The organism is Anaeromyxobacter oryzisoli, assembly GCF_022690765.1.
In the GTDB taxonomy this organism is placed as follows: Bacteria; Myxococcota; Myxococcia; order Myxococcales; family Anaeromyxobacteraceae; genus Anaeromyxobacter; species Anaeromyxobacter oryzisoli.
Genome location: NZ_JALCZA010000017.1, coordinates 42,551 through 63,922 on the forward strand (window position 1 = coordinate 42,551; position 21,372 = coordinate 63,922).

Consider the following 21,372-nt stretch of genomic DNA (forward strand, 5'->3'; position numbering starts at 1 on the left):
TCCACTCACTGCCTGAGGTTATGTCCTTTGATATTTTCCAGATCAATTCGATATTCCACTCCACGGTACGTGAATTCCTCTCTCAGGGAAGTGTCGCCAGCCTTTCCAACGCCGCCTTGCACAGCCTTAATTTTCTCGCTGATCCTCACTACCGCTGCCGAAAACTCCTTACTCTTGCCCAGGCCGGGGTTGCGCTCCGTCGTCTTCTCCGCCATGTCTGCCAACGCGCCCCAGGCCTGAGCCTTGGTCACACCGACTGCCTCTGTGTTCGCGAGGGTGCTACCGACTGGAAGATCCTCGTGCCCCGTCTGGAGTTGCAACCTCATCACGTTTGGGTCGCGCCGGCGCTGGTGCGTTGAGGTATCGGTCGCTGTTGGGGGTATGACGTCGACAAGCGGTCCCGTGCGTTTCGGGCCTGGCGCGCGGTCGCTTGGCTTCGCGTTGTCGCTCGCCTGGATCTGTGGCGGTGGCCGCGCGTGCGCGACTCTGTACGCTGCCCATGCAGTCGCCCCGATCGCCGCAGTCCAAGCGGCTGCGCTCACTACAGCAGCACCGAGCGATTCGCACCCGCCGAAGAAGCATGCAGCGAGAAGGAAGACTGCTCGGCCGTCCGGATCCTTTCCGATAATCGGCCGATTTCCAGCGTACGAGTACAAACCAAGTTCAAACGCACGGGATGGATCTGTCTCGAGCCGATGAAGCATTTGAACGACGGGATCGGTGCTAATCCAGCGGCCGTGAACCGGGTCGTAGTACCGCGCCCCGAAGTAAACGAGCCCCGTCTCCTCATCCAGCTCCTTCCCCGTGAAGAGGAACCGCTGCCCCTTCACCGGCCCGCCGTCCGCGTCGCTCCGCGGATCGCGCCAAACCTCGCCGTAGGGGAAGTACTCGACGTGCTCGTGCACGCGGGCGTGCTGGTCGGTGACCCAGCTCGTCGAGCCGAGGTGGTCGGGGTGGTAGTAGTAGGTCTCCGGCCGGACCCGGGTGTCGTCGTACTGGTGATTGATCTGCGGCTCGCCCCCCGGAAGCACCGGGCACTTCTGCGGCTGGTAGTCGGATGGGTCGCAGCCGCTCGTGTTCGTGACGCTCGTGGCGGTAGCCGTCGTTGCTGACACGTTGCCCGAGGCGGCGGTCCGGTCGTCCCACCCCGGCGGCGGGAGCAGCTTCGACGCGAGGCGCGTCGCCCCGGCGAAGATGTGCTTCGTCGCGGCGCGACGTCCCTTGAGCGACCAGAACTGGCCGATGGTGATGCTCTCCCCGCCCCGGCCGAGCTTCACGACGCGATCGCCCGCGGCGTCGTAGACGAACCGGGTGATGTTCCGGCCGCCGCCGTCGATCACCTGGTCGAGCCGGTTCTCCTCGGTCCAGACGTAGCGGCGCAGCTTGTCGGAGCTCGTCTGGCAGGTCGGGTCCCCCTGGTCGCGGCACTCGCGGACGGTGTTCCCGTTCCCGTCGTAGACCAGGAAGGTGTCGCCGATCTTCGTCGCCTGGTGCGGGTGCGCCGGATCGTAGGCGTAGGCGAACTCGTGGTTCGTCTTGGGCGGCCGGTCGTTCGACACCTCCGCCCCGCCGTGCAGGATCTCGTGGACCTGCACGTTGGACGTCATGTTGTGGACGTCCGAGTAGGCGTAGCGCGTCGTGAACCGATCGATGGTGTGCGGCCGCGACTTCGCCTCGCCGTTCGCCCAGGTGAGCCGGTAGAGCTCGTCGTACCCGTACTCGAACCGGACTTCCCCGGAGCGATCGCCGACCGGCTCGCCGAGCGCGTTCACCATCGTCTTCACGTTGCCGACGCGGTCGTAGCCGTAGGTGATCGCCTGGAGCTTCCGCTGGAGCGGGGTGTTCGTGGTGAGCGTGTGCAGCCGACGGGTGAGCGGCTCGTACGTGTAGCTCGAGACGACGCCGTTCCCGAGCACCATCCGAACGCGCTGCCCGAACTCGTCGTACATCATCGACGCGAGGTAGACCTCGTCCCCGGGCACCGCCGCGCCCGCGCCGCGGTGGCCCGTCGCCTTCTCGAGGAGGCCGCCCGCGTCGTACTCGTACTCGACCCGCTCGTCGTCCGGATAGGTGATGGTCAGCATCCGGCCGAACGCGTCGTAGGTGAACGACGTCTTGAACGTCCGCTCCCGGTCGCCGGGGCGGAGCGGGCGCAGGATCCGGGTCGTCGAGGCCAGCTCGCCGAGCTCGCCGTAGGTGCGCAGCTCGCGCCCCGCGTCGTCCTTCACCTCGATGACGCGGCCGACCCCGTTCTTGCCCTCGTCCACGCCGGGCTTGCCGTAGGTGTACGCGACGTCGCGGCTCGAGTCCGGGTACGAGACGCCCGCGAGCTGGTCGAAGTCGTACACGTATTGGATCCACCGCTGCGTACCGCGCGTGGCGTCCAGGTTCGGGTCGTACTTGCGCACCACGTTCCCCGCCGGCGCGAGTTCGAACCGGACGTCTCCCGCGTCCGGGTTCGCGAGCCTGGTGCGGCGGCCGAGGAGGTCGTACTCGAGCCGGGTGACGTTCCCGGCCGCGTCGACGACGCGGAGGAGATCGCCCACCGGGCTGTACTCGTACTGGGTCGTCGGCGTGCGCCCCTCGATCCGCTCCTCCACCGCGACGACGCGATCGGAGGCGTCCTTGTACGCCGCCTTCGCCCGCCCTTCGGCATCCCAGGTGGTCGTCTGGAACCGGCGGACGGCCGCGCCGGCGGGCGTGCCGAACCCGTACGCGACGCGGGTCAACGAGCCATCCGGCTCCACGGTCTCGATCATCCGGCCGAGGTCGTCGTACAGGAGCCGGGTCGGGTTCCGCGGCGTGCCTTCCACGTACTCCGGGCGAGAGCTGAAGCTCGCGAAGGTCTGGCCCTGGAGGTGAACGCGGCCCATCACGTCGAAGACCTGGTGGCCGGTGACGGACCAGCCCACGCCCTTGGTCGTCTCGGAGGTCGCGATCTCCGCGGTCTTCTTGGTCTGGATGACGCGCCCGAGGCCGTCCATCACGACGACGGTGTCCACCGCCCCGCGGCGATCCCCCTCCTTCCGTGGCAAGCGATTATGCGTCCACGCGTATGGGATCTTCGCGTCCGGCGCATAGGTGATCCAGACGGTCGGCGCGTCGAGCGTGTCCCGGGGGGCCGCGAGCCGCTCCAGTCGCCCGAACGCGTCCAGGCTGCGCAAGGTCACCCGCCCGTTCACGTCGGTGGTCCTGATGACCTCGCCGAACCGCGGGTCGTACTTGGCGCTCGACGCGTACCCGTGGGAGTCGCGGATGGAGGTGACGTAGGTGCTCGCCACCTCGTCGTAGCCGTACCAGGTTTGATAGCGCTGCCCTTGCCCGTTGTCGGCGCCCTTCACCCACTCGAGCAAGCCGCGGGCGGGCCCCGAGGTGTTCCAGAAGAGCTCGGTGATCGCTGATCGTCCGTTCCCAAGGTCCGCCGTGAACGTCTTCAGGTTGCCGTTCGCGTCGTAGTCCGCCGTACGAGCGCGGAGCAGCTTCCCGCTCCGGTCCCGGACCTCGACCGTCCTCGGGCGAGAGATCGAGTAGAGATCCATCGCCTTCGTGTCGTCGTACAGGATGGAGGCGGAGAGGTCGTCGGACGGATCGGCGAGGTCCCCGAGGTCGCGGAACGCGACGACGTCCCCCTTCCAGTCGTACTCGAGCTCCTGCCGGGTGACGATCCCTGGCTGCGCCCCACCCTCGTAGAACGACTTCTGGACCGCCTCGAGCTTCGTGAAGAACGAGCCGCAGTAGGTGTCCGGGTCGAGCAGGATGGGCTTCGTGCGCAGGCAGCCCTCGGCGGGCACGCTCAGCTGGACCGGCTTCGACCAGGTGTTCACGGTCTCGACCCAAACCTGCCGGTCGCTACCCGGTCGCTCGGGACCGAGGAGCCGCTCCGACCTGAGCAGCCCCTTCGTCACGACGGTCTCGTTGTCGAAGATCTGCTCGACCGATGTGCCGTCGGGGTTCGTGCGGGTCACCTTCTCGAAGCCCAGGAACTCGCGCTCGATCCGGTCGTATCGACCGTGCGCGTAGGCGAACGTGGTCGTCAGGTCGTGACCGGTCTCGCCCGGCTTCGCAGCCCGACCGTCGCGAACGGTAACGCTCGTCATCACCCAGCGGCTCTGCGGCATCTCCACGGTGTTGCCGACGCGCTGCTCGTACGAGATGTCGATCTTCCCGCCGAGCGGCCGCACCACGCTCTTCAGCAGATTCGACTGACCGAGCTGGTTCAGCCGCGCCCAGACCGGCTTGTTGTCGGAAGTCTTGAGGACGTGATCCGGAAGCCCGTCGCCGTCGATGTCCTGGAGGCCCAGCTCGAAGCCCCCGACCTTCTTCGGCGTCGCACTGAAGCCCACGCCGATGTGCATCCACGGCTCGACGATCACGATGGGAAAGGCGAAGTCGAACGAGAAGCTCGTCGAGGGGCGGACGCTGTGCGAGCCGGTCGCCTCGATGGGGTCCACCCCCTCGGTCGCCGAGGGCGCGACCACATCCAGCACGTCCGTGAGGATCTTCCCGAGGTGCACCCTCGGCTTCCTCGCCGGGCAGTAAGCCTGGAGCTCGCGCGGACAGTAGCCGGCGGTGGGCCACGGATTCTCCGGCTGCCACTTCCGCGCGATGGCGAAGTCGAAGCCGCGGTTCACCCGAACGTAGAAGTCGTTCCCTGCGTTCGCCTTGTACACGTAGTCCGGGAGCCCATCACCCGTCACGTCGACGAGCGCCACGTTCGTCGTCGTGAGGCTCGTCTCCACCGCGACCGACACGCCGAACGCCTCGGACATGTCGTGCCCGCCCTCGAGCTTCGTGACCGCAGACAGGTCGGCGCCGCTCGTCCCCTGGAGCGTCACGGTGGTGCTCTGCCGGAGCCCGGGGAGCTTGCCCATGTCGGACACCAGCGCCGTGCCGCCGCTCGTGTCCGTGTCGGTCGTGTCGCCGGTCGTCTCGATGGCCGCGAGGAGCCCGCTGGACGGGAGCCCCGCGGCATCCGCCTTGACGCAGTCCTCCGCCGCGGCGAAGGAGGTTCCCATGTTGAGGTGGACCCCGAGCCCGCTCGGGCAGCCCGTGGTGCTGCGGCGGACCGCGTCCGGAAGCCCGTCGCCGTTGATGTCCACGAGCTGCTCGACGACGTTCCCCGCCGAGAACGCGAGCCCGCCCCCGAACCCCGGGAACCGGGACACCATCGCCTTGGTGTTGCCGACTGGATCGAGGTCCCGCATCGGCGGCGAGACGCCAAGGTTCACCTGCCCCGAGACGTCATAGCTGAGCTGTGGGTACCCATCCATCTGCACCTTGCGAGCGGTCGCGAGCGTGACCGGGCTCGTCACCCGGACGTCGCCGAGGCTCCGCCCATTCACGAGCTTGTCGGGGCTCCAGAACGCCGGGTCCGCGATGCTCGGGAGCCCGGGGGAGGCCACGACATCCAGGATGCCGTCGCCGTTCATGTCGAGCACGTCGATCTTCTGGCCCGAGAGCCCCGCGCTCAGCGACCCACCTACACTGACCAACGGGAGCCCGAAGCCCACGCCAGCCGAGACGGTGACCGCGGTGCTGGACCGGCCGATCTGACCGATCTGGAAGGAGAGGTCCGTCGGTGTGCTCGCGCCGGGGTCCTTGATCTGGTTCGACGCGCTCTGCCCCTTGCGGCCCGCGTGCACCACGCCGCCGGCGAAGTAGGTATTCCCGTCCTGCGTGACGAACACGTTCCCTTCGGACTCGAGCGCATCCTGGTCCGGCTGCAGCCGGGTCCCGGTGACGCTCGGGACGACGAGCCCCAGGAGCCGCAGCCGAACGCGCTGCGTATCCTTCTCGCCCTTCATCTTGTCCTTCTGCCGTCTTCCGACCGTCGCCTCTCCGTCGTCCTTGTTCCAGCCCGCCTGCGATTCGGCCTTCGTCATGCCCCGGTACACCCAGGGCTGGAACTCCTCACCGTCCTTGCCGTTCCACGCACCGTATCGCCAACCGTGAAAGCCGCCGGACAGCGCCGGCTGGTTCCCGCCGTCGAACCCCTCGACGGTCCGGTCCGTGGTGAAGAGCTTGTACTTGGAGCAGTCCTCGGCGGGGACCTTGGGGTCTTTGGGAACGAACTTGCAGGTGAGGGTCCAGATCGGCGCCGAGGACACGCCGAGGATCGTGATCGGCTGAAGCGACTCGAGCGACTCCGTGTGGGCCTCGAGGAAGACCTGCTCGCCCGCGTCGAGGTCCACCTCGAGCGACTTCGGATTCAGGATCGCCCCGTTCGGATCGCGCGTCCCGTGATTCCCCACCATTTTCAACAGGCTCTTCTCGAGGGTGCGGACCGTGAAGAAGATGGGGGTGCTTCGGTTCGCGTACTGCGCCGCCGAGGTGATCTGCAGCTTGCCCGGAACGCGCGCGGCGAACGGCTTCAGCACCGAGCCGAGGGGTTTCCACGCTCCACCGATGGTCGCGTCGAGCGCCTCGTGGAGCGGGAAGAACGGAACGGCCTGGAAGGACAGGCTCGAGCTCTCCAGCGGATCCGGGAGAACGCAGGCCGAGCTCGCCTGCTGCCCCTGCACGCACGAGTACGAACCGTGAACGCTCCACTTGACCGCCCTGGGATCGATCGCGACGTCGGTGTCGATGCGGAAGTAGAGCTTTCCTCCCGCCGCGACGGTCAGCTCTTGCGCGGCGAGCGTCTCGTCCGTGCTCTTCTTGCTCGGATCGAGCTTCACGTAGACCGCGTCCGTCGAGCTGCAGCGGGTGAACGGCGTCGGCTGCTCGTCACCCTCGGGCGGCGGCTGATACTGGACGCAGAGCCGAACGCCGTCGGAGGTCTCGAGCTTGCTGAGGGTCATCTCGAGCTTCACGCGCCCGGAACGCGGCACCGTCACCGCGCCCTGCGGATTCCCCGCGAGCACGAAATCCTTGTCCGCGTCGAATCGGTACAGGTCGGCGCCCGTCACGTCCTTCAGGGAGCGATCCTTGGCGTTCGCGCCCCGGTAGGTGATGACCGGCGCGAAGCGGACCCGCTCGAGCGGCGCGACGTTGCCGGCGGCGTCGTTCATCGGGAAGTCGGCGAGCGTGGAGAGGACGAAGTAGACGATCGTCCCCGGGTGCACCGACACGTTCGCGAGCCGCACTGGCGTCGCCGTGGCGTCATCCGGCGGCTTCAGGTACGTCCCTTGGAGCTCCGGTGCGGGCTTCGACGCGAACGGATCGTATCGGTACACGCGCAGGCGCACGCCATCTCGCCTCCCGCCCTGCCCAGGCGGGTTCACGAAGGCGAGGTCGGCCGTGACGTCCACGTTGCCCTCGATCGGCGCCGTCCACTCGATGACCGCGTCCTCGGGCGTGAGGACCTCCGCCATCGCCTGGTTCGCGTCCGCGAGGGTGGCGTCGTCGCTCACGAGCGAGGCGGAGTCGCCGAGGTCCTGGAGCGCCGGCACGGGCATCGACGGCAGGAAGCAGAAGCCCGAGGCCGGGCAGCACTGGCTCTCGGGCGTGCCGGGCGCGCACGACGCGGAGCGCGGCTGGTTGAAGCTCACCGTCCCGCCGTTCACGATGTCCGGCAGCCCGTCCCCGTTCGCGTCGATCACGAAGTCGCTCGACTTCGACATCGAGTAGCTCGCCCCGAAGTTGAGCGAGCCGCGCCCGTAGAACGCCTGGAGCGACGCATCGAACGAGCTCCCGGTGTCCTTCCCGAGTCGCTTGCCGAAGAGGTTGGCCGCGATGGCACTGCCTGCCGCGGGATCGCCCGCGGGCGCGACCGCGCTCAGGGCGTGTCCCGCCCCCTGGTTGAACAGAAAACGATCGGACCCGTGGTTGGGCTTGCCGTCGTAGATCCGGTCCGGCAGCCCGTCGCCGTTCAGGTCCACCATCGAGACGAGCGTGTCGCCGTAGCGCTTCCCGTACCCGAAGCCCACGCCGACGGTGCCCTTGGACTTGATCGCACTGAGGCCGAGCCCCACGAAGCCATGAAACCCGAACGCCTTCTCCTGCGTGCCGCCGATTCCCCAGTCGGCATCGGTCTCGGGCACCCACGGGATGGGCGAGCCGAACAACGTCACGCCGTCGCGGTCTGGCGCCTTGCTCACGTACTCGAAGGAGTGCGAGTAGAAGACCTTTTCGTCAGCGCCCAGGACGACGATCTTCTTGAGCAGCGACTTTCCCAGGTCACCCGGAACGTAGTGCAGGTCGTAGCGCCGGACGAGCCCGGAGGGCGTTCCGGAGGTGAGCCGCACCTCGATGGATCCGAGCCGTCGCCGCATCACCGTCTTGAACCCAGCGCGAGCGGACACGATCTCGTCGGGGCGCCACCCCTGCTCGTGATGGAACTCGACGACATACGGTCCGGGCTGCCCCAGCGCGAGCGCGCTCGAGGTCCGCCGATCCGCGACGGTACCGGTGTACGTGATGGACCGCAGGTAGATCTGCCGGTAGCTCTCCTTGTGAAATTCGTCACCGGGGGCGCGGCTGTCGAGCTGGTACCCGAACTGCGTCAGGTTCCCGTTCGCATCGACGACCCGCTCGAGCGCCCACTCGGCGATGTCGTACGCCGGAGCCGCGCCGGGCGTGGTCGTGATACGCGGGATGTAGCTCGTCAGGCGGGCGTTCTCGCCTCGACCGTAGACGAACAGCGTACCCGCCTTGTCCTCGACCTGGAACCAGTAGTGCGCCGGATCGCCGCCGCAGCGCAGGATACGACGAAAATCGCGCTCGACGCGCGCGCGGTACAAACGAGCGACGGAGCCGTCGAGGCAAGAGGTCGGCGCCGAGGAGAGGACCTGCGTGGAGATCGTCATCGAGCTCGATTGCGACCGGTCCACCGGCACGATCGGCTCGCCGTCGAGGAGATACCGCTCCTCCCCGTTGTACTCCGCCACGCCGTACCGTCCGTCGATCTGGACCCGCGACACGGGCAGATCCCAGCCGACTCCCAGCCAGCCATTGCCGTTTCCGGAGTCGTAGGAGAGCGCCAGCGAGGGCTGGTACGCCCCGCGCGCCCTAGGCAGCCGGATCGGAAACGAGACGCGCGCCGTACCTTGTCCGTTCCCCTGCGGCGCCTCGATGAGATCGATCCCGGCGCTCGGGTCGGCCGCCTTCAGATCCTTGATCGAGTTCGGGTTGAACGAGACCGGGCCCGGATGATCCGGCAGGACCATCACGGCGTTGATCATGAAGGTGAAGTGCGTCGTCTCGCTCACGATCTGGCGCGTGTCTCGACGCACTTCACGCCGCGGCAGCGTGAGCCAGCGATCCTTCTCTTCGTCGAAGTAGTAGGTCTGGACCTCCTCCGGGGCGACGCCCTCCGGCAGGAGCTCCGCGTCGTACGGGATGGTGACCCTCACCGGCTGCGCGAATTTCTGCCCCTTCGGCGTGAACCGATATGCGGAGTGAGCCGGGGCGGTGACGTTGATCATGCCCGCGTCGAGGTGCGGCATGACCTCCGGTCCCTTGCGCGTGATGCCGATCGTGGTCCTGCCGCTCACCGCTCCCGCCGGCCCCTCGACCGAGACGTCCGTTCCGAGCGAAACCTTGCCGCCGGCGACCGGGTCGAACACGCCCGAGCCGGTCTGGTTCTCGTTGCCGAAGCGGCGAGAGGTGGAGGTGGACTCCGCTGCCTCGCCGAGGAGCTCGCGCTCGCGATCGTCATCGAGTTGGAGGGTTCGGGTGACCTCGCTGCCGTCGGGGAAGCGCGCCCGCACGGTGATGGGCCAGCTCCCGGTCGCCGCCAGATCGCGGCTGAGCGGCAGCGAGAAGGCGCCGTCCGTGTCCACGCGCGCGCCGTCGATCTCGACGGTGCCGCGGCCCGCGGCGGACTCGGCCCACCCGGCCACGAACGCCTTCGGCCCGAACCGCTCGCCGACCTCGTTCCCGTCGCGCAGCGAGATGGGCGGATACGTGATCACGATGCGCGGAGCGCCAGCGCGTGAGCCGACGCCACTCCCCAGGACCGACAGCTCGGCGATCGACGCGCTCGGGACGTCGGCCCGGGACGGGGCCGGGAAGTCCACACGAAGCGCCGTCGCTCGCCCGAGGAGCGGGAGCGCGATCGAGGGCTGGCTCGCGTCGAAGCCGGGCTCCTCGTGCCACACGGCGCCGTCGTTTCGGGCGAGGCGCTCGATGCGAGTGGGGACGTGGCCGAGATCGAGCTGAGCCGACTCGACGTCCACCACGCGGTCGAGGCCGACCTCTGCGGTGCCCCGGACCCCACCCACCGTGTCCTTGCGGCCGTCGAGCGCTTCGCCGTACCGGAGCACCGCGTCGCGATCGAACGGGCTGCTCCCGTCGTCGAGGAGAAAGAGGACCCGGAGCCCGGTCACGTCCGCCGAGCCACCGGCCTCGTCCGGCAGGCAGAGCAGGACGTCATCGGCTCCCCTGAGCCGCTCCGGATCGATCTCGGTCACCAGCGTCCTGACGTCCGAGGTGTTGCCGAGCCACATGCCGCTCGACGGCGCGCCGCCACCGAAGGCATGCTGCAGCGCGACGGCCCGCGGGACGTTCGCCTCGTAGACGAGGTACGCGCGCCGGGCCTGCCGCGGGTCCGCCTCCGGCAGCCGCGCACGGAGGCAGGGGCTCCCGTCGCCTGCACCCGGCGGCACGAGCTTCGCCGTGTCCGGGCTCGCCCGCAGCACCCAGACGTTCTCGAACGCAGGCGCATCCGCTGCGCGCGACTGGCGCGCGAGCGCATCCGGCTCGCGCGAACCGACATCCCGACCGGCGCCCCAGACCTCGACCTCGTCGAGCCGCGCGGGCGCTCCGGTGGGCTCGAGGGTCAGCTCGAGATCGCTCGTGGTGACCGGTGTGGGCAGCGTCCCGGAGGCCCACCCCGCCTCGTCCGCGGCGCCAAGGGAGAGCCCGGCGAGGACGACGCGCACGGCGGTTGCGCCGTGGACCTTCACCTTGCGGATCTCGACTGGGTGGCCGAAGTGGAGCGCGACCGACGTCGCGGTGGCCACGGGCACCGCCTCGGTCGTGTCGCGATCGACGAGGCGCTTGGCGTCGAGCCCGGTTGCGGTCACCGACATCGGCGAGAGGCGGATGGTGGGCCGTTCGTTGACGGCGCTCGACCGCTCGCTGCAAGCGGTGAGCGAAGCGGCGAGGAGGGCGACGGGGACGAAAGCTCGAGCCTGGCGCTGCATGATGGACATTCCCCTCCCCTTCACAAAGCGACGAACCGCGAGAAATCGAAGACGTTCTCCGCGACCGACACCTGGGTCGGGACCGTCCCGAGCACCAGATCGGCGTCGCTGGCGGCCAGGTACACGTCGTACGCGCTGCCCGGCGTGAACGTCCCCTGCGGAAACGCGCCGTCCGTCCCGCTGAACCATGCGCTCGCGACGAGCGCACCGCTGACCGAGTCGTACGCGCTGAGCAGGTAGGCCCGCGCACCAACGACCGCGCTCCAGGTGGCGGACGCAGATCCCTGAGCACCCGCGGTCGCCACGAGCCCAAGTGGCTGGTCGAGCCACGCGGGAGCGCCCACCGTGAACGTCCCGACGGCGACAGCTCCTCCCGACTGCGCCGTCACGGTGTACGTGCCCTGTGCTGCGGGTATGCCAGGCGCCCACGCGAGCGTTCGGGGGAAGTTGGCGTGATACGTGAGCGTGAGCGGATCGCTCGCGGGCAGGTTCGGTCCGATGATCTGGAGATCCCAGGTCGACGTCGTGGCCGAGCCGTCGGCGCTGGCGATCGAGAGCCAGACCGCCAGGGATCGAGGACCGACGCCGTCGTCGTAGGCGCCGCCCACGGAGCGGAGCACGACGGCAGCCGCGCCGTCCGAGCGCGCCACCCCGAGGCGCGACTCCGACACATCGATCGTCGGCGGCAGCGCCGGAGCCGCCGCCGTACTCGACGCGAGCGCAGCGAGGTCGGCCGACAGGGCGAGCACCGAGACGGCGTACGCGCCCGGTGCCAGTCCAGACAGATCGCAGCCGGTAGCGGTTCCGATCTGCTCGAGCTGCAGCGTACCCCCGGTGTACGCGCGACACAGATAGGCGACCGCTCCGGGCACGGGGGCCCAGTCCAGGCGTGAGCCGTCGGTCGCGAGGACGGGCGCGGGGACCGGCAGACCGGTGGCCCCCGCCGCGATGAAGACGCTCGTGCGCACCACGGCCGAACCGCTCGCGGCGACCAGCTCGTACTCGCCGGGGCTGGGCGCCTCGTCCACGTACCACGAGGCCAGGTAGGCGCCCGTGCCGGCCGTGGACTGGAGCGTGGCCACCGTGGTGCCCTGGGGGTTCCGCAGCGTCAGGTCCCAGGGCGCGCTCGGGCCCGCTCCGTTCGCGTCCCTGAGGGTCGCCACCAGCGCCGTGCCGAGCCGGCCCGAGCCGTCGTCGTAGGTCCCGAGCCGAGCCTGGAGCGCATACGGCGAGGGACCGCTCGCCGAGGAGCCGCAGCCGGCCAGCAGCAAGAGCCCGAGCGCCGCGCGGGCCGCGTGGGATGAACGAGTGCGCACTGCCCCTCCTCGAAACACGTCCGGAGGGTGCACGCGCTGCACTCACCGGCATTCGGTAGGCCCTAGGACCGCTGGGGTCCGGGCTTTTGCTCCCCCGCCTCGCGGTCGGGTTCGCTCTTGTCCTGCCGTGTCGGCGTGGCACCGTGCCAACCTGGACCGTCCGTCGCCAACACTGTTCGTATACGTGCGGCGCAATGACGCACACCATGAGTCATCTGACACCTAGGGTAACCCTGGTGGATCGCTCATCGGCGGACCGGCCGCCGATGCCGCGTGCGCCGGTTCGCTGTGCGCGGCCCTTGACCATCCGCTGCGTTTACCGAGAGAGTACGTCGGACATCGGACCAGGAGGGACTCGATGCGCTCGATCTGGATCGTGGCGGGCCTCGCGCTCGCGGCAGCGGCGTGTGGTGGCGGCGGGAGCACCAGCGGGAGCGGCGGGACGACGAATGGTTCCGGTTCCGCTGCCGCGTGCGTGTCGGACTCGGACTGCGATCACGCCCTGCAGATCTGCGACGCAGGGTTCTGCAAGACTGTCCAGCGCGACGGCACCTCCCCGCACCTCGTCGCGTACGGACCGCGCCAAATGCAGGACATCGGGGTGCAGGAGCCGATCTGGTTCGAGTTCGACGAGCCGATGCGGATCGCGCCCGCGGGATTCTCGATCGCCGAGGGCTTCGGGCTCCGGCGGTACGACGCGGTGCCAGAGCTCTCGCCCGACGGGAAGACGCTCACGCTCCGGTTCCCCGGCGTGGTCGCGCCTCTCGAGGGTCTCCTCTGGGTGACGGAGCTCACCGACCTCTCCGGGAACCGTCCGCTGGGGCTCGCCAGCCCTTACTCCGTCCGGTACGGCGCGTGGTGGCCGCTCACCCAGGACCTCACCAGCCCCCAGACGTCATCCGCTGTCAGCGCCGACGTGGCCGTTGACGGCGCGGGGAACGTCGTCGTCGCGTGGACCTGGCCCGACGCGACGTCCGTCGAGCAGCTCCGCGCGAAGCGATGGGACGGCACGGCCTGGGATGATCTTGGCCTCCTGAACGTCGACGCGACCCTGCAGGCGACGAGGCCCCGCATCGCGGCGAACGGGAACGCGGTCGCGAGCGCGTTCGTGCAGACGAGCACCACCGGAGACCACGCAGTCGTGCGCACCTGGAGCGCGACCGCCGGCTGGTCCGCTCCGCTGGGAGGCACCGTCCCGGGCAGCGCCAGCGCCCTCGAGCTCGCGGTCGCCATCGAGTCCGGCGGGAACCCGGTCGTCGCCTTCACGGCGCCGGGCGCGGTGGGCCAGGGGCTTCAGCTCCTCGTCCGCCGCTGGAACGGCGCGGCCTGGGAGGCGGTCGGCGCCGGCTCCTTGAACCAGAGCGCGGCCCAGAACGTCAGGACGCCGTCGCTCGTGCTCGACGCCGCCGATCGTCCGGTCGTGGCCTTCCAGGAGAGCGCCGTGTTCCCTAGCATGGACCTGATCGTCAAGCGCTGGGACGGCATGACCTGGACGCTCGCCGGCGGCGCGGCGCCGGCGACCCTGAGCAGCCCTGAGGGCTCCTCCCGGCGCGCGATCGCCATCGCGCCGGATGGACGCCTCGCCGTCGCCTGGATGGACGACGCGCGCGCGCTCCACGCGCGCCTCCTCGACGCGAGCGGCTGGGGAGCCGACGAGTCGCCCGGGACCGGCTATCTCCCCGACGCCCCCGAGCTCGCCACCGGCCCTGGTGGACTCTGGGCCGCGTTCGTCACTCCCGGGATGACCAATGCGGCGCTTCGAACCGACACCGGCTGGAGCGAGGTGGGCGCCACGAACTCCGCGTTCAGCGATAGGTTCTGGTGCCAAGGCGACTCTCTCGCCGCCGGTCCGACGTTCGGCCCGGTCATCGTGTGCGTGAATACGGATCAGATTCACGCCCCGCAGCTCGGCGTGTACGCGATCAACCGCTGACGGGCCCCGCGGACCGCGCGCCGACTTCGAGGCCCGGCAAAAACGCCGAGCGGCCCGGCGAGAGCGCGCTCGCCGGGCCGCAGGGTGCCGCGTGACGTTCCGCGGGGCTACTTGCCGCGCACGGACCGGACGGCCTTCGCCGCCGCGCTGAAGACGCCGGGGATCTGCGGCTCGGCGAGGCAGGAGAAGGCGATCCGGAGCTCGCGCTTGCCGAGCGCGATGGTGCCGACGCCGTGCTCGTCGAGGAGCCGCACGCGCACGGTGTCCGCGTCGGCGTCCTTGAGCCGCAGGCACATGAAGTAGCCGCTGTTGAACGGGTAGACGTCCCAGCAGTCGGCGTACTCGGGCCGGCGGCACTCCTTCGCGACGACGGCGGCGCGGGCGCGGAGCACCGCGATCTTCTCCGCCTGCTGCTTGCGGAACTCGGGGTCGCCGAGCGCCTTCAGCACCACGGACTGGCCGGGGTTCGAGACGTTCGAGATGTAGGACCGGATGATGCCGGCGGCCTTGTCCTCGAGCGCCTTGTACGCCGCGGCGGTGCCGTTCTTGACGCCGAACGTGATGAACCCGACGCGGAGCCCCCAGACGAACTCCTCCTTCGTGGCGCCGTCGACCTTCACCGCGAGGAGGTTGTTCGAGGCCTGCGCGAGCCGCCCGAAGAGCGACTCGTTCGTGGCGTCCTCGTCGAAGAGCATCCCGTAGTACGCGTCGTCCACGCAGACCACGAGCCGCGTCCCGGCCTCCGCCTCCGCGGTGAGCGCCTGGACGATGCCGTCGGCCTCCTTGCGGGTCGGCGTGTAGCCGGACGGGTTGTTCGGGAAGTTCAGGGAGACGAGCAGCTTCTTCCCGCGGTGCTTGGCGAGCGCGGCGGTGAAGCCGGGGAGGTTGAACCCGGTGAGCTTCTCATCGAACAGCGCGTAGTAGTTGAACCGGGCCTCGAGCCGCGTCTCCCAGTTCAGGTTGTAGTTCTCCCACATGAGCTCGGAGGACAGGACCTGATCGCCGGGATCGAGGAACAGGTCGCCCACCAGCCCGAGCCCGTGCGTGAGCGCGTTCGTCACGACCGGGGTCGAGGTGAGGTGGTCACCGAGGCTCGGCGTCTCGCCCCGCTGCTTCTTCGCCCACGCGGCGCGGATGTCCGCGCGCCCCTGGCTCGGGGCGTAGTCGAAGATCTCCGAGGGCGTGAGCCCCTGGTAGTACTTGCCGACGCAGGCGAGGTGCATCGGGGCGCCGTTCTCGGTCGCGATGCCGACGGTGGCGTTCGCCGTCTTCGCCTTCTTCTTCGCCTCGGCCCCCTGCGCGAGGATCCCCTTCGCCGGGAAGAAGAAGCGCTTGCCGCGCGCGCTCAGCAGGTCGAGGACGACCGGGCAGTCCTTGGCGAGGGCGTCGTTCGAGGCCTGGGCGAGGGGGTGCAGGGCGGGGGGACTCATGTCGGGGGCTCCTGTGCGTTGGGAGAGGCGATCAGACGAACGCTGATGGGTTGCACGATGGGACCTCCGGGTCAACCCACTCCTTCGGCGCGCCCGCGGCCAGCCGACGCGCGCGCCGCCCGCCTGGCCGCATCCCGGCACCCTCCCCGACCGTGGAGGGGCGTGCCTTCGCGCCCGAGCGGGCGACCGCCCCACTTCACGCAAGGGATCCGCTCGCCGGTCCCCCGGGGCGTTACATTCGTCGTGACTCCCTCCCCCGAGAGGGTGCCGTGCACGGGCCGTCCGCAGGCAGGGCGATCGGTCCAGGCGTGCGTGGACACAGCGGATTTCGCACGAGCTCCCATCATTGACCACAGCGGATCACGGCGGATAGCATCCCGGCGCTCCCGAGGTACCCCCTTCACCGCGAGGCAAGACCACATGGCCGTCCGCAACGGGAAGAAGACCTTCTACGAGGAGGCGATGGAGACGTTCCACCGCGCCGCGGACCTCATCCGGATGCACCCGCGCGTGCGGATGGAGCTCGAGGAGCCGGACTTCGAGCACATCTTCTACGTCACGATCGACACGCGCGACCGGCTGGTCCCGCTCGACGACGAGGAGGTGAAGCCGTTCCGCGCGCTTCCCCCGTCCGACGTGAAGGCCGGCGACGCCCTCGAGCCGCTCGCCGACGGCAAGTTCGTCCTCCACCGGCGCGCGCTCCTCAAGGCGGACATCAGCATCCGGCAGGGCGTGATCAACATCCCGGGCAAGGGCTTCTTCCGGATCGAGAAGGGCGGACCGCGGAAGTTCAAGGCGTACCGGATCCAGCACAACCAGGTGCGCGGGCCGTACAAGGGCGGCATCCGCTACCACAAGGAGTGCTCGCTCGATCTCTTCAAGACCCTCGCGGCGGACATGACCTGGAAGACCGCGATCTCCGAGGTCCCGTTCGGCGGCGCGAAGGGCGGGATCCGGATCGACCCCTTCGCGTTCTCGAAGGAGGAGATCGAGCACGTCACGCTCCGCTACGTCTACAAGCTGAAGAACCTGATGGGCCCGTTCATCGACATCCCCGCGCCGGACGTCGGGACGAACGGCGAGATCATGGCGTACATGATGCGCCAGTTCACCGACGGCGAGCGCGAGCACCACCGGATGCGCGGGGTGGTGACCGGCAAGGACGTGCGCATCGGCGGGTCGGAGGGGCGCATCAAGGCCACCGGCCAGGGCGTCGTCTACTGCATCGAGGAGTGGGCCCGCGAGCGGAAGCTCGACATCAAGGGGGCGCGCGTCCTCGTGCAGGGGTTCGGGAACGTGGGCTCCGCCACCGCGGAGATCCTCGCGGCGCTCGGCGCGAAGGTGGTCGCCGTGAACGACGTGAACGGCACGATCCACCGCGACGGCGGCCTCGACATCCCCGCCCTCGTGCACCACGTGCACCAGAACCCGCAGAACCTCCGGCGCACGGTGGCGGGGTTCCCGGGGGGCACCGCGATCTCCAAGGACGACTTCTGGGGGATCGACGCCGACTTCCTGGTCCCCGCCGCGCTCGGCGAGGAGATCGACGGCCCGGTCGCGGAGCGGCTCAAGGTGAAGCTCGTCGCGGAGGGCGCCAACGGCCCGACCACGCGCGAGGGCGACCGCGTCCTCGCCGCCCGCGGGATCGACGTGATCCCCGACATCATCTGCAACGCCGGCGGCGTCACCGTGTCGTACTACGAGTGGCTCCAGAACCAGCGCCTCGAGCACTGGAGCGAGGCCGAGGTGAACGGCCGCCTCGAGCAGACGATCAAGAAGAACTGGGCGATCGTCCGCGACATCGCCCGGAACCGACCGCAGCGGACGCCGCTCTACGACTCGCGCCCGTACTGCGTCGGCCAGGCCGTGGACGTGCGCACCGCCGCGATGATCCTCGCGCTCAAGCGGATCGAGGCGCACTACCTGCTGGAGGGGTTCTCGCAGTGACGGCCGCGCGGCGGGATCAGTGGACCCGCAGGCCCGCGCCGGGGCCCGGCTCGAAGTAGAGGAACCGGATCCCCATCCCGCGCATCGCGAGGGGGCCGCGCTCCGCCGTGGGAGCCCGGCCGAGCAGGTGGCAGACGTACCGGACCTCGGCCACCGCGATCATGTCGCCGGCGTCGGACGGGAAGGTGATCGTGACCTGCGAGCCGATGGGCTGCGGCGCGCGGGTCTCGACGAACATGCCGCCCTCGGAGATGTTCCGCGCGATCCCCAGGCCGCAGCCGCGATCGCCCTCGAGGTACACCCGGAACACCTTGTCGAGCCGGGGAGCGCCGCGGCGCTCCGTCGCCCGCCTCGCCTCCGCCTTCCGCGCCTCACGCCGTCCCCAGAGCAGCATCGGGTGTCCTCCCTGGAACGGAGCGACTCTACGGTGGTGGGAGCATGTAGTCAAAAAAGCGACCTGGCGCTACATGCGTCGCCTTCAGATCAGGCGGACGCCCGCCCGCTTTCCCGCGTAAGCTCCCGATTCTGGACATCCGAGAGTCATTCGTCCCCCCTTCGAGGTTCCCTCCATGCGCGTAGTCGTTGCCCTTCTCCTCGTCGCCCTCTCCTTCCCCGTCCCGGCACGCGCCGGGGACGACTTCGACGCCCTCGAGGCCTCGGCCGAGCGGATCGACTTCCTCGAGCCGTTCCTCGCGAAGTACGTCGGGCGCTGCCGCGAGGGGTACGAGAAGCGGACCTGCGAGGCGAACGTGCTCGCGTCGCGGAAGGCGGTCGCGGGGAAGACCTTCTTCGTGCGCGTCCCGGACGCGACGTCCCTCGTGAAGCCGGTGCTGCGCGACGGCGCGTTCCTCCTGCTCGTCACGCCGTTCGTGGACGGCGGGGGGCTCGCGCTGACCAACGGCGCGCCCGCCAGCCAGGACCGCTCCGGTCAGCCGGTGATCGGCCTCATCCCGATCGAGGGGACCCTCCCGCCCGGCATGCTGGAGATGGAGTTCGAGAGCCCGTTCCGCACCGGCGCGGTCGAGCTCGAGATCGTGTTCCGGCCGATGCGCACCTGGAAGATGGCGCGCAAGCACGAGACCGGGAGCTACGAGGGCGTCGCGGCGCGGTTCCTCGGGATCCGGCTCGTGGACTCGCGGACCGGGTCGCCCATCGTCGCGAAGGTGCTCTGACGGAACGGCCTCGGCCCCTCGGCCGCGTTCGCGACCGAGGGCCGAGGCCCGGTTCAGCCTACTGCCTCCCGCCGACCGGGATGGCGACGAACACCGCCTGGTCGCCCCGCTTCACGCGGAGCAGCACCATCTGGCCGTCCTTCATGCCGGCCACCGCGTCGCGGACGTCCTCCGGCCTGTGGACCGCGCGACGGTTCACCTCGAGGACGACGTCGCCGCGCTGCAGCCCGGCCCGATCGGCGGGGCCGCCCTGGACGACGTCCACCACGACGGCGCCCTCCCCGCCGGAGATCCCGAGCTGCTGCGCGAGCTGCGGGGTGAGCGGCGCGAGGGACACGCCGAGCTTGGGCGTCTGGTTCGTCGCGCCGCCGCCCTCCTCGCCCTCGCCGCGCCCGATCGCCGCCTCCTCCTCGGGGCGCTGCGCGACCTTGATGGTGAACTGCTTCCGCTCGCCGCCGCGCAGGACCGTCAGCTCCGCCGTCCCGCCGGGCGGGATGAGGGCGACGGCCCGGGTGAGCGCCCCGGACGACTCGACGGGCTTCCCATTCAGCGCCGTCACGACGTCGCCCGCCGCGACGCCCGCCTTCGCGGCCGGCGACTTCGGCACGACGTTCTGGACGAGGGCGCCCTTCGTGCCGGGCGGCAGCCCGAAGCCCTGGATCAGGTCGGGGGTGAGATCGGAGATCGACACCCCGACGAAGCCGCGGGTGACCTTGCCCTTCTCCTTGAGCTGCGGGAGGAGCGTCTTGGCGATGTCGATCGGGACCGCGAAGCCGATCCCCTGGCCGATCTGCGGCGAGACGATGGCGGTGTTGATGCCGACCACCTCGCCCTTGAGGTTGAAGAGCGGCCCGCCGGAGTTGCCAGGGTTGATCGCCGCGTCGGTCTGGATGAAGTCGTCGTAGGTGCCGCCGGGGTTGATGCCGGAGCGGTGCTTCGCCGAGACGATGCCGAGCGTCGCGGTGTCGCGCAGGCCGAACGGGCTCCCGAGGGCGATGACGAAGTCCCCCTGGCGCAGGGCGTCGGACGAGCCGAGGACGACGGTGGGGAGATCCTTCGGCGGGTTCTTGAGCTTGATGAGGGCGACGTCGGTCAGCGCGTCCTTGCCCACCACGTCGGCGGTGAACTCGCGGCCGTCGGAGAGCCGGACGCGGATGTCGGTCGCGTCCTTCACGACGTGGTTGTTCGTGAGGATGTATCCCTGCCCGTTGAGGACGAAGCCGGAGCCGAGGGACGAGCCCTTGAACTCCTCGGGAGGCTCCGGCGCGGGGCGCCCGAAGAACCGCTCGAAGAACTGATCGAAGTCCTCGCCTTCGCCGCCGGGGCCGCCGGGGCCGCCCGGGCCGCCGTGACCGCGCGGCATCCCGCGTGCGCCGGGGCGCGGGTGCTTGACCACGGTCGTGGTCGAGATGTTCACCACCGCGGGGCGGAGCTTGTCGATGAGCGGCGCGAGCGACGCGTTGATCGGGACGCCGACCTCCGGGGCGGCCTGGGTGGCCGCGGCCTCGCGGAAGAGCGGCTGGGAGGCGGCTGCGCGCGTCCCCTCGGTCGCGGCGCGGCCGTCCTGCGAGCACGCGAGGATCGCGGCCGCTGCGACCGCGGAGACGGCCGTCACTGCTAGAGAACGTCCGATGAACCGGGGCATGTGCCCTCTCCTGGCTGGGTGTCGAAGCCTGTGCGTCTCGATCGCCGAGTACGCTCGAGCCCGGATTCTATTCCCTGCCCCGCGCCGGCCGGGCACCGGGAGGGGCCGCAGCCGACGAGTCAAGCCCGCGCGAGGCGTCCGACGCGCACCCGGGCGGGGCGCAGGATCCGATCGCCGATCCGGTAGCCGGGCCGGATCTCGTGCAGCACGACCCCGTCCTGGGCCGCGTCCGCCACGGCCACCGTGTCCACCGCCTCGGCGACGTGCGGGTCGAAGGGCTGGCCGATGACGGGGATCCGCTGCGCGCCCAGCGTGGCGATCCGCTTGTGGAGCGCGCCGAGCGACAGGCGCACGCCCTCGACCAGGTTCCCGAGCGCGTCGCCCTGGGCCTCGACCACCCCCGAGACGGCCGCGAGCGCCCGCTCGAGATCGTCCGCCGACTCGAGGAGCGCCTGGATCACCCCGACCCGCTCCGCCTCGACCACCCGGGCGCGTTCGCGGTCGAGCCGCTGCCGGAACGCCTTGTTGTCCTCGACCAGGGCGGCGTACGCGCGGGTGAGCTCGTCGATCTTCGCGGCCTGGGCGGCGAGCTGCTCGTCCTGCCGCGGCTCCGCGGTCGCGGGCGCGGCGCCCTGCTCCGGGGCCTCGCCGCCCTCCTCGCGCACGATCGCGTCGCCGTCGGGGCGGAACCGCCGCCGATCGTTCACCTTCACCTGCGCCTGCTCCTCCGGTCCGCCAGCCGGGGCGTCCCGGCGCTCTTCCGACATGAGTCTTCCTCCGTCGCCCGCGAAGCTAACCAGCCGACCCACCCTGTCAAACCGGCGGGCCGCGCCGCGGCATCA

Annotated in this window: 9 protein-coding genes; 3 read left to right on the plus strand and 6 right to left on the minus strand. The window is 70.0% G+C overall.

The features are described 5' to 3' along the window. Positions 1 to 5: 5 nt before the first annotated feature. Complete coding sequence (locus tag MNZ27_RS08225; RefSeq protein WP_242393562.1) at positions 6 to 11,096, minus strand: SpvB/TcaC N-terminal domain-containing protein; 11,091 nt, start codon at positions 11,094 to 11,096, stop codon at positions 6 to 8. A gap of 11 nt (positions 11,097 to 11,107) precedes the next feature. Beyond that, on the minus strand, positions 11,108 to 12,403 hold the full coding sequence (locus MNZ27_RS08230; protein WP_242393563.1) for a hypothetical protein: 1,296 nt from the start codon (positions 12,401 to 12,403) through the stop codon (positions 11,108 to 11,110). Between the two features lie 475 nt (positions 12,404 to 12,878). Here MNZ27_RS08230 and MNZ27_RS08235 point away from each other — a divergent pair, with 475 nt between their 5' ends. After that, positions 12,879 to 14,336 (plus strand): BNR repeat-containing protein, encoded by a 1,458-nt coding sequence (locus MNZ27_RS08235; RefSeq protein WP_242393564.1) that lies wholly within the window; start codon positions 12,879 to 12,881, stop codon positions 14,334 to 14,336. Between the two features lie 107 nt (positions 14,337 to 14,443). Here the strand turns inward: MNZ27_RS08235 and MNZ27_RS08240 are convergent, their stop codons facing one another. Then, positions 14,444 to 15,766 (minus strand): aminotransferase class I/II-fold pyridoxal phosphate-dependent enzyme, encoded by a 1,323-nt coding sequence (locus tag MNZ27_RS08240; RefSeq protein ID WP_242393565.1) that lies wholly within the window; start codon positions 15,764 to 15,766, stop codon positions 14,444 to 14,446. Positions 15,767 to 16,186: 420 nt separating this feature from the next. Between MNZ27_RS08240 and MNZ27_RS08245 the strand changes: the two genes are divergently transcribed. After that, on the plus strand, positions 16,187 to 17,713 hold the full coding sequence (locus MNZ27_RS08245) for a Glu/Leu/Phe/Val family dehydrogenase (RefSeq protein ID WP_242393566.1): 1,527 nt from the start codon (positions 16,187 to 16,189) through the stop codon (positions 17,711 to 17,713). Positions 17,714 to 17,729: 16 nt separating this feature from the next. Here MNZ27_RS08245 and MNZ27_RS08250 read toward each other — a convergent pair whose 3' ends face one another. Then, a complete protein-coding gene (locus tag MNZ27_RS08250) occupies positions 17,730 to 18,107 on the minus strand; it encodes a PilZ domain-containing protein (protein WP_242393567.1) in 378 nt (125 codons plus the stop codon). Between the two features lie 175 nt (positions 18,108 to 18,282). Here MNZ27_RS08250 and MNZ27_RS08255 point away from each other — a divergent pair, with 175 nt between their 5' ends. Then, positions 18,283 to 18,885, plus strand: coding sequence for a DUF6066 family protein (locus MNZ27_RS08255; protein WP_242393568.1), 603 nt, complete (start codon positions 18,283 to 18,285; stop codon positions 18,883 to 18,885). A gap of 58 nt (positions 18,886 to 18,943) precedes the next feature. Here MNZ27_RS08255 and MNZ27_RS08260 read toward each other — a convergent pair whose 3' ends face one another. Beyond that, entirely contained in the window at positions 18,944 to 20,500 is a 1,557-nt protein-coding gene (locus MNZ27_RS08260; RefSeq protein ID WP_242393569.1) for a trypsin-like peptidase domain-containing protein, read from the minus strand. Positions 20,501 to 20,649: 149 nt separating this feature from the next. Further along, complete coding sequence (locus MNZ27_RS08265) at positions 20,650 to 21,297, minus strand: nucleotide exchange factor GrpE (RefSeq protein WP_242393570.1); 648 nt, start codon at positions 21,295 to 21,297, stop codon at positions 20,650 to 20,652. Between the last annotated feature and the right edge of the window lie 75 nt (positions 21,298 to 21,372).

What these genes read in the sequence shown, in the direction of transcription:
- MNZ27_RS08225 (WP_242393562.1), bottom strand. Translation starts at nt 11,096, where the DNA reads ATGTCCATCATGCAGCGCCAGGCTCGAGCTTTCGTCCCCGTCGCCCTC.
- MNZ27_RS08240 (WP_242393565.1), bottom strand. Translation starts at nt 15,766, where the DNA reads ATGAGTCCCCCCGCCCTGCACCCCCTCGCCCAGGCCTCGAACGACGCC.
- MNZ27_RS08245 (WP_242393566.1), top strand. Translation starts at nt 16,187, where the DNA reads ATGGCCGTCCGCAACGGGAAGAAGACCTTCTACGAGGAGGCGATGGAG.
- MNZ27_RS08250 (WP_242393567.1), bottom strand. Translation starts at nt 18,107, where the DNA reads ATGCTGCTCTGGGGACGGCGTGAGGCGCGGAAGGCGGAGGCGAGGCGG.
- MNZ27_RS08255 (WP_242393568.1), top strand. Translation starts at nt 18,283, where the DNA reads ATGCGCGTAGTCGTTGCCCTTCTCCTCGTCGCCCTCTCCTTCCCCGTC.
- MNZ27_RS08265 (WP_242393570.1), bottom strand. Translation starts at nt 21,297, where the DNA reads ATGTCGGAAGAGCGCCGGGACGCCCCGGCTGGCGGACCGGAGGAGCAG.